This window comes from Sphingomonas sp. P3_C6 (assembly GCF_056402595.1).
The window spans coordinates 65,139-73,005 of the sequence record NZ_JBFUHB010000024.1; the positions used below are offsets into that span (position 1 = coordinate 65,139).

A 7,867-nucleotide genomic window follows, 5' to 3' on the forward strand; every position below is an offset into this window, starting at 1 on the left:
CCGGTCTCTAGGGAACGCGGCAAGCAAGGGCGGGAACTGGACACGCGATGGCCGATGGCTGGACTGAATCGGCACGGGCCTGGATCGCCGACATGGGCGATACGGGCGATTTCGGCCGAGCCTGTGTGCTCGATCGGCCGATGCTGGAGCGGGTTGCGGCCGGCAGCTTCGTCGACGCCCTGGATGTCGGCTGTGGCGAAGGCCGTTTCTGCCGCATGCTTCAGGCAAAGGGTATCAGAACCACCGGCATCGACCCGACCAAGGCGCTGATCGGACAGGCCAGGCGCCGGGACAGTGAGGGCGATTATCGCATCGGGCAGGCGGAAACGCTCGACTTTCCCGACCGGTCGTTCGACCTCGTCGTCTCCTATCTCTCGCTGATCGACATTCCCGATATCGCTCGCGCCATCGCCGAGATGGCGCGGGTGCTCCGGCCCGGCGGCGCGCTGCTGATCGCCAATCTCACCAGCTTCAACACTGCGGCCCAGGCCGGCGGCTGGACTCGCGACGGCAAGGGCAACCCCATTTTCCCGATCGACCATTATCTCGACGAGCGGGCGGACTGGGTTGCGTGGCGCGGCATCCGGATCCGCAACTGGCACCGCCCGCTCGGCGCCTATATCGCGCTGCTGCTCGATCAGGGCCTGACCCTCAGCCATTTCGCCGAGCCCACACCTTATGCCGGCGACCCGGCCACCATCGCGCGCTACCGCCGCGTCCCCTGGTTCCTCATCATGGAATGGCGCAAGCCGGTCGGATAAGCGGTCGCACCCGTCAGAGGCGTCGCCAGACGGTCTTCACCGAACAACCGAGCACTTGCTCGATCGACGTCCGCTGCGCCTCGCCGATCGAAGACTCGCCCGGATCGGCGACCTCGAGCGCGAAGCTGCCGAACGCCGCCGGCCAGACATAGACCAGGTCGTTCAGCGAGGTATGTTTCGAGCAGCACGGCGTGACGATCGAGAGATCGCTGAATCCGCCCATCTGCGCATGGTCCATCGCGTCGCCCCACCAGTCCATAAGGTCGGCGCCGCAGAATGGGCATGCGACGCTCTCGCTATTCTCACCGGCATCGAAGAACACCACGCCCTTTTCAGCCCGCGCTTTGACCCCTTCCGCGCGCGGGAAGAAGCCTTTGAGCAGGCGCACACCCGCCTCTGCCGCATCCTCGGTGGGCCGGTAGTCGGGATCGGACGGTACCAGATGCAGATACGTGTCGGACATGACTTCCCCCGAATAGTGTCGCTGACGATCCGCCCGAGCCTATCCGATCCCGCAGGCTTACGGCAGGGCGCGAACGCGGTGTCCTGGCATTTATCGCTGTGTCTCGTACCGGTCCCGCATCCGATCGGATGGCCCGCCCAGATCGGCAAGGCTCTGCTCGATCTCCCATCGGTCCTCCGGTTCGACAAGGTCGAGCGCAGCCTCGAGCTGCCGTCGGACCGGCTCGGTCGTCAGCCACACGGCAATCTGCCGCCGTCGATCACGATCGACATCGTCCCAGAAGGCGCCCCAGACACCGCCCTCCCGCGCCAGCCGCCCTTCCTGCAGCCGGATGAACGACGCGAGCTGGCGCGCAGCCCCGGGGGACAAACATTGCTCCCACCGCGACAGGAACGGTTCGAGCGGCATTGCCAGGCGGGCCAGCCCGCACAACCAGTCGGAGGCTTCGGGCCATTCTTCCGCGTCGGGGGCAATCGCCGCGTAAAAGGCCGCCTCGAACGTCGCCGATACTGCCTCGCGCTGGTCGGCGGGCCAGCTTTCCCATCCGCCCGCCTTCAGCTTGCCGGCGATCACCGCCGGCTCGGCCCCCGGCCATGACGAATTTGATATGGCGAGTTCCAGGATACGCGGCAGGAAATGGCGATAGTCGTCCGGCGTTCCGACAGTAGTGATCGCCCAACTCGAATAGGGGCCGATATCCTTGTCCCTCAGGTCGCGCAGTGGCGCCGAGGTCAGCGTTCGCAGGATCGCGTCGGCATCGCGGGGCGGGCTCGCCTCGAGGCTGGCCGGACGCGGCTCCCGCTCGAACGCTGCATAACCGTGTTCGATGGCGGTTTGGAGAGCAGTAACTGCGGTCATCATCGGACGATAACCGCGAATTATGACGGCTTGTGACGGGCTCGCGCGATCAGCACCATAGCGGCTTATTTTGTGTCAACCACTGCAACGCACCTCTCCTTAAACGCTTGCCGATCATGTAAGGCTGTCGGTCGTCGCCATCGGGGGAAGAATCATGCGTTGCGATGCCCGCTTCCCTGCCCTGCGCCCTCTTGCAGCTTGCCTGCTCGTCGCGGGCCTGGGCGGCTGCGCATCGTCGCAGGTGAAGGTGCACAAGCCGACCGCGATCGTCGAGGTTCCCACCGCGCCCGATAAGGAATGGCAGCGGCTGATCGTCGCCGAAGATGCCGACCGCCTCGGCACCTTTCGCGAGTTCTGGGTCAAGGCGCTCGCCGCCGCCAGGCCGCGCTTCAGCTCGGCTCTGGCCCGGGAAGGCACCTTGCTCGATCCGGAACGGGCGCTCAATCACCCGGCGCTGCCGCCCGGCTCCTATCGATGCCGTGTCGTGAAGCTCGGCGGAGGCGGACGGCGCGTGCCGGCTTATCGCACCTTTCCGGCGACCTTCTGCTATGTCGGCGGCGAGGGCACGGGCCAGTCCTTCACCAAGCAGACCGGGACCGAACGGCCCTCGGGCTGGCTCTATCCGGACGACGACACCCGCTTCATCTTCCTCGGCGCCTATACCCAGGGAAATGCCAAGGCACCGATTTACGGCGCCGAGCCGGGCCGGAGCGCACTCGGCGTGGTGGAACGCATCGCCCCGTTTCGCTGGCGGCTGACCCTGGCACCGGTCGACGAAACGGCACTGCTGACAGTGTATGAGATCACCCCGGTCCCGGCCGAGCAACAACTCGCCGAGGGACAATAATCGCATACGCAAAAGGCGGGCACGGCAATCGCCGCACCCGCCTTTTCCTCACGATCCGAAGTGGATCAGAAGCCCTTCACGAGCCCGGCCATCGGCCGCACGCTGTGCGCGTTGCCGAATGTGTTGACCTCGCCGCGCACGCGGATGCCGCTCTTTGTGCCCACCTCGACGCCCGCACCATAGGTCATTGCGTGATAGTCGCGGCTATTGTCGCCGAACTTGTCGAAATTGACCCACTGATAGCCGACCTTGCCGTAGAACATGCCGTTCCGGCCCGCCCGAACACCGACGCGACCGGCAGCGCCATATTCCCAGTCGATATCGCCCGAGACGCCCTTGGTCGCGTTGCCTTCGGCGCCGATGAACAGCGGGCCGACGACGTCGACATTGACGCCCGCGACACCCTGGACGAGCGACCCGTTCAGGCGGTCATGCCGGTTGGGCGACTGCGGGATGCCGGCGTTGCGCTCGTTATCGAACTGCTCCCAGCCACCCATCACGCCGACATACGGCTCGATCCTGGAAGTCCGGGCGCCGTCCGATGCGGTGTCTGCCTGCCCGGAATCCTGCGCGAAGGCGGGGGCGGCGACGATCGCGGCGGCGGCCGCGGTCATGATGAAAAGCTTACGCATGGGGTACACCTTTGTTGTTTCTCCTCGGCTATCGGACGCCTTGCGCATGCCGACATCACCGAGGTTCGTCCCAACCGTCGAGGTCGCGACGCGTTGCACTGCGGCGCAAATAAGCGCGGGCAAGGCCGATAGTGCGGCTTTCGCGCAACGGTTTCTGTCGCTCCGGTGAACGAAACATGGCCTCTTTCAGGCGGTTGCAGGGCGATATTAAAACGCTGATCTTCCGCGAAGCTGGGCTACTCCCTGCAAGGAACGCGTAATGCCAGCCACGTCGGAAGCCGGCGTCAGGGCCGGTCCTGACAGAGTCGCATTCGCCCGGCGAAAAATTACCGGCTGGCAGCGCGATCCGCATCGACTCGTCGCACCGTGCGCCCGAACCATCTGATCGGACGATGACATTCCCACGCCTGTTCATCTGCGGGACAGCTTCACCCGAACACCCAAGGCGAGCGAGGGGGCAATTTTAGAGGAGGTTGCTCAATGCGTGTCATTTCCAGAATGTCAGGAGGTTGCTTCCTGGTTGCCTTGGCGGCCGCATCTGCGTCGGGCGGAGCGTCTGCGCAGGAACAGCAGGGACAGGGACCGGAGCAGCAGCAGCAGCAGCAGCAGCAGCAGAACGCGCCCGAAGCCAATGTCGTCGTGTATGGCACGCCCCCGGCGGCGATGACCGCGGGACCCGAGGTCAAAGGCGTGATCACCGCGCGCAATGGCGACAAGATGAAGGTCAGGACCGCCGACGGCAACAGCATGATCATCGCCGTCAACGAGTCGACTCGAATCAAGGCCGGCGGCGGCCTGTTCAGCGGCAATAGCGGCAAGCTGGGCGCGGATTCGCTGCTCAACGGGATGCCGGTCACCGTCAAGACGTTGCAGGCAGGCGATGGGCAGCCGGACGCCGGCCTGGTGGCGAGCCAGATCAGTTTCCGGAAGAACGATCTCAAGACCGCGGCGATGATCCGCAATGCAACCGACCAGCGCTTCGACGAACAGACCGCGGCAACGGAATCGCTACGCGGTCGCCTGGGCGATATCGACAAATACAATATCAAGGGCACGACCAATGTGCACTTCGATACCGGCAAGTCGGAACTGTCCGCTGAAGACAGGGCCCAACTCTGCTCAACGGCCACCACGGCCGAGGCAACGGAGAATGCGCTGATCCTGGTTGTCGGCTACACCGATTCGACTGGCAGCGACGACCTCAATCAGGCCCTCAGCGAAAAGCGCGCCAATCGCGTCATCAATTATCTCCAGCAGAAGTGCGGCTGGAAACCCTATCGTATGCTTACCCCAACCGGGATGGCCACCGCCGACCCGCTGGCTAGCAACGACACCGATGAAGGCAAGGCACAGAACCGCCGCGTTGCGGTGAACATCCTGGTCAGCAAAAGCGTCGATGTCATGTGAAGTGCGCGGGAGCGGCTTGGGGCGCTCTGAATCGGGCCGGGAGCGGCAGTCCGCTCCCGGCCAGACGCCCTTTGTTCTGCCGTCCGGGCGCGCAAATAAGCCTCGTCTCGCACCGCTCGATTCAACCCGATAGCAACAGACCGCACGTTGAGCATGGCCGGATCACGTCTCGTTTCCGGTCGGCTCTTTCACATCGTCAAAAATGCTGAGCCATTTTCTGCGGGATCAGGGCGTCTGCCTGTCGGGCAGAAAAAGCGGCTGTTTCAGGCTATTTTTCCACTGTTCGGCTTAACAGGGGAAAGGGTGCGTAACCCGCTGAAGGGACGTTGGAAATTCCGTCGTATTTTCCGACATAACAGGGGAAGAAAAAAACGACGGTTAAATCCGGATCCTCGTCGGGATAATCGCCCAGGAAATCGGCCCCGGAATTGCTCCCGGGGCCGTTCTCAACCTGGCAATCCCGACCGGTAGTCAGATCATTTGGCGAGTTGCCCGCGGATCGCGCCCTTGGGGAAGGCGGCGTTATGGACGTTGACGTAATAGTCGCCAGGATTAGCGGCGATCGCGGCCGAGACTTCGGCCGTCACCGGCTTGCAGCCTTCTGAACTGCCGCCGGTCGGCGGATCGAACGGCACCACTACCGGGCCTGAAGCGCCGGCAGCGCCTTTGTGGATATGCGCCATCGTCGCCGGATCGATGCCGGATACGGTGAGCTTGTAGCAGACCTCGTTCTTGGCCGTATCGACCGTCACGGTGGCTGAACCGGTGCCATCGGCGTCGGTGTCGGCACTGCCGGCGAGTGTCGCCTTGAGCGCAACGGGGTCGGCGGCAAGAGCGGGCGTCGCCGCCATCGCCGCGGCGAGGGTGAGCAGGATCAGTCGCATCGCGTTCTCCTAGGTCTCAGATATCGACACATACGCCGACCAGCATGACACGCACCGGCCGGCACCATGACGGCACGGTTGTGAGCCCGGGGCAATCGTCGGTCAATATGGAAGGGCGCGCGAGCCGGTCGTCTCGTCTCATCCCCTTGGCGGACTTGGGGCGTCCGGCGGGGTGATGTCGACGCTGCTCAGCAGCCGGTCGTAATGCGAGCGGTCGGCATCGCTGATTCCCCGGGCGATCGTCAGCCCGGCGGCGAGACCGATCACTGCGATCGTGCCGATGCGCAGCCAGGAACGGCCACGCTGGCGATCCTGCGGCGCCGGGTATTTCTTCCATCCCCGCCCGCGCCCTGCGCGTGCCTGTGCCCGATTCCATTGATGGTCGTATCGCATAGCCTCGCCCTTCGGGCGGGGTTCTAGGCGGGAATGGTAACCCGAATGCTAAGCCATGCCTTCGACTCGGCGGAAAAACCCGCCAAGTTCAATCCTTTCGTCGCGTCTCCGGGCGATCAGGCCCTGGCCTCCTCGACGACGCCACCCGAGTTATGGCGGAGTGCCTTGAGCACGGTGTCGACGATGGCATCGGCATCAAGGCCAGCCTCGGCATATTGCTTCTCGGGCTTGTCCTGATCCTGGAACGTGTCGGGCAGGCGCATGGTGCGGATCTTGAGGCCCGCATCGACCAGACCCGTGTCGCTCGCAAGCGTCAGCACGTGAGCGCCGAGGCCGCCGACCGAGCCCTCCTCAATCGTCACCGCGACCTCATGCGTGGTCAGCAGCTTGCGGATCAGGGCCTCGTCCAGCGGCTTGGCGAACCGCAGGTCGGCGACCGTCGTGGACAGACCCCGCGCATCCAGCGCATCGGCTGCCTTCAGCGCCTCGCCCAGCCGCGTGCCCAGCGACAGGATCGCAACCTTCTTGCCCTCGCGCATGATCCGGCCCTTGCCGATCTCCAGCAGCAGCGGCGTCTCGGGCAGGGCAACCCCCGTCCCGTTGCCGCGCGGATAGCGCACCGCGATCGGGCCGGAATCGTGTTCGACACAGGTGTGCGTCATATGCACCAGCTCGGCCTCGTCCGCCGCCGCCATCACCACGAAGTTGGGAAGCGTCGCGAGATAGGTCACGTCGAAGCTGCCGGCATGGGTCGCCCCGTCCGCACCCACCAGCCCGGCCCGGTCGATCGCGAAGCGGACCGGCAGGTTCTGGATCGCCACGTCATGCACCACCTGGTCATAAGCGCGCTGCAGGAAGGTCGAGTAGATCGCGCAGAACGGCCGCATGCCCTGGGCGGCAAGCCCGGCTGCAAACGTCACCGCATGCTGCTCGGCAATGCCCACGTCGAAGAACCGGTCGGGATAGGCGCTCGCGAACTTGTCGAGGCCCGTGCCCGACGGCATCGCCGCGGTGATCGCGCAGATCCGGCGGTCGGTCGCCGCTTCCCTGACCAGCGCTTCACCGAACACATTCTGATACGCCGGCGGTCCCGGCGGCGCCTTGGCCTGGGCCCCGGTGATCACGTCGAACCGCTGCACCCCGTGATATTTGTCGGCGGCCGCCTCGGCAGGGGCATAGCCCTTGCCCTTCTTGGTCACGACATGGACCAGGATCGGCCCGTGATCGGCATCGCGCACATTCTCGAGCACCGGGATCAGCTGGTCGAGATTATGACCATCGACCGGCCCCACATAATAAAAGCCAAGCTCCTCGAACAACGTGCCGCCCATCGCCATGCCGCGCGCGAATTCGTCGGTCTTCTTCGCCGCCGAATGCAGCGGCCGCGGCAGCTTGCGCGCCAGCCGGCGCGCCAGATCGCGCAAGGACAGGAACTCGCGGCTCGACACGATCCGCGACAGATAGGCCGACAGCCCCCCCACCGGCGGCGCGATCGACATGTCGTTGTCGTTCAGGATCACCACCAGCCGGTTGCCGGCGGCCTCGGCATTGTTCATCGCCTCATAGGCCATGCCTGCGCTCATCGCGCCGTCGCCGATCACCGCGATCGCCTTGCCCGGCTC

General features: G+C 64.9%; 9 protein-coding genes. 3 read left to right on the forward strand and 6 right to left on the reverse strand.

Annotation, left to right across the window (positions count from 1 at the left end):
* The first annotated feature begins 47 nt into the window (after positions 1-47).
* Complete coding sequence (locus AC1DT7_RS18950; protein ID WP_478037739.1) at positions 48-761, forward strand: class I SAM-dependent methyltransferase; 714 nt, start codon at positions 48-50, stop codon at positions 759-761.
* Between the two features lie 13 nt (positions 762-774).
* Here AC1DT7_RS18950 and AC1DT7_RS18955 read toward each other — a convergent pair whose 3' ends face one another.
* The gene (locus AC1DT7_RS18955; protein ID WP_478037740.1) at positions 775-1,224 is read right to left on the reverse strand and encodes a hypothetical protein; all 450 of its coding nucleotides are present in this window, start codon (positions 1,222-1,224) and stop codon (positions 775-777) included.
* A gap of 90 nt (positions 1,225-1,314) precedes the next feature.
* On the reverse strand, positions 1,315-2,085 hold the full coding sequence (locus tag AC1DT7_RS18960) for a hypothetical protein (RefSeq protein WP_478037741.1): 771 nt from the start codon (positions 2,083-2,085) through the stop codon (positions 1,315-1,317).
* A gap of 151 nt (positions 2,086-2,236) precedes the next feature.
* On the opposite strand from AC1DT7_RS18960, the gene AC1DT7_RS18965 reads away from it, so the two are divergent.
* On the forward strand, positions 2,237-2,929 hold the full coding sequence (locus AC1DT7_RS18965) for a DUF4893 domain-containing protein (protein WP_478037742.1): 693 nt from the start codon (positions 2,237-2,239) through the stop codon (positions 2,927-2,929).
* Between the two features lie 65 nt (positions 2,930-2,994).
* On the opposite strand, the gene AC1DT7_RS18970 is transcribed toward AC1DT7_RS18965, so the two are convergent.
* On the reverse strand, positions 2,995-3,561 hold the full coding sequence (locus AC1DT7_RS18970; protein ID WP_478037743.1) for an opacity protein: 567 nt from the start codon (positions 3,559-3,561) through the stop codon (positions 2,995-2,997).
* A 480-nt stretch (positions 3,562-4,041) separates the two neighbouring features.
* Here AC1DT7_RS18970 and AC1DT7_RS18975 point away from each other — a divergent pair, with 480 nt between their 5' ends.
* On the forward strand, positions 4,042-4,968 hold the full coding sequence (locus AC1DT7_RS18975) for an OmpA family protein (RefSeq protein WP_478037744.1): 927 nt from the start codon (positions 4,042-4,044) through the stop codon (positions 4,966-4,968).
* A gap of 476 nt (positions 4,969-5,444) precedes the next feature.
* Here the strand turns inward: AC1DT7_RS18975 and AC1DT7_RS18980 are convergent, their stop codons facing one another.
* The 3 genes from AC1DT7_RS18980 to dxs form a co-directional block, all read right to left on the reverse strand.
* Positions 5,445-5,852, reverse strand: a complete 408-nt coding sequence (locus tag AC1DT7_RS18980; protein WP_478037745.1) for a CHRD domain-containing protein — start codon at positions 5,850-5,852, stop codon at positions 5,445-5,447.
* Between the two features lie 138 nt (positions 5,853-5,990).
* Entirely contained in the window at positions 5,991-6,245 is a 255-nt protein-coding gene (locus AC1DT7_RS18985) for a hypothetical protein (RefSeq protein WP_478037746.1), read from the reverse strand.
* A gap of 116 nt (positions 6,246-6,361) precedes the next feature.
* Positions 6,362-7,867 (reverse strand): 1-deoxy-D-xylulose-5-phosphate synthase (gene dxs / locus AC1DT7_RS18990; RefSeq protein WP_478037747.1); only part of this gene is annotated, 1,506 nt, incomplete at its 5' end.

What these genes read in the sequence shown, in the direction of transcription:
- AC1DT7_RS18950 (WP_478037739.1), top strand. Translation starts at nt 48, where the DNA reads ATGGCCGATGGCTGGACTGAATCGGCACGGGCCTGGATCGCCGACATG.
- AC1DT7_RS18955 (WP_478037740.1), bottom strand. Translation starts at nt 1,224, where the DNA reads ATGTCCGACACGTATCTGCATCTGGTACCGTCCGATCCCGACTACCGG.
- AC1DT7_RS18960 (WP_478037741.1), bottom strand. Translation starts at nt 2,085, where the DNA reads ATGATGACCGCAGTTACTGCTCTCCAAACCGCCATCGAACACGGTTAT.
- AC1DT7_RS18965 (WP_478037742.1), top strand. Translation starts at nt 2,237, where the DNA reads ATGCGTTGCGATGCCCGCTTCCCTGCCCTGCGCCCTCTTGCAGCTTGC.
- AC1DT7_RS18970 (WP_478037743.1), bottom strand. Translation starts at nt 3,561, where the DNA reads ATGCGTAAGCTTTTCATCATGACCGCGGCCGCCGCCGCGATCGTCGCC.
- AC1DT7_RS18975 (WP_478037744.1), top strand. Translation starts at nt 4,042, where the DNA reads ATGCGTGTCATTTCCAGAATGTCAGGAGGTTGCTTCCTGGTTGCCTTG.
- AC1DT7_RS18980 (WP_478037745.1), bottom strand. Translation starts at nt 5,852, where the DNA reads ATGCGACTGATCCTGCTCACCCTCGCCGCGGCGATGGCGGCGACGCCC.
- AC1DT7_RS18985 (WP_478037746.1), bottom strand. Translation starts at nt 6,245, where the DNA reads ATGCGATACGACCATCAATGGAATCGGGCACAGGCACGCGCAGGGCGC.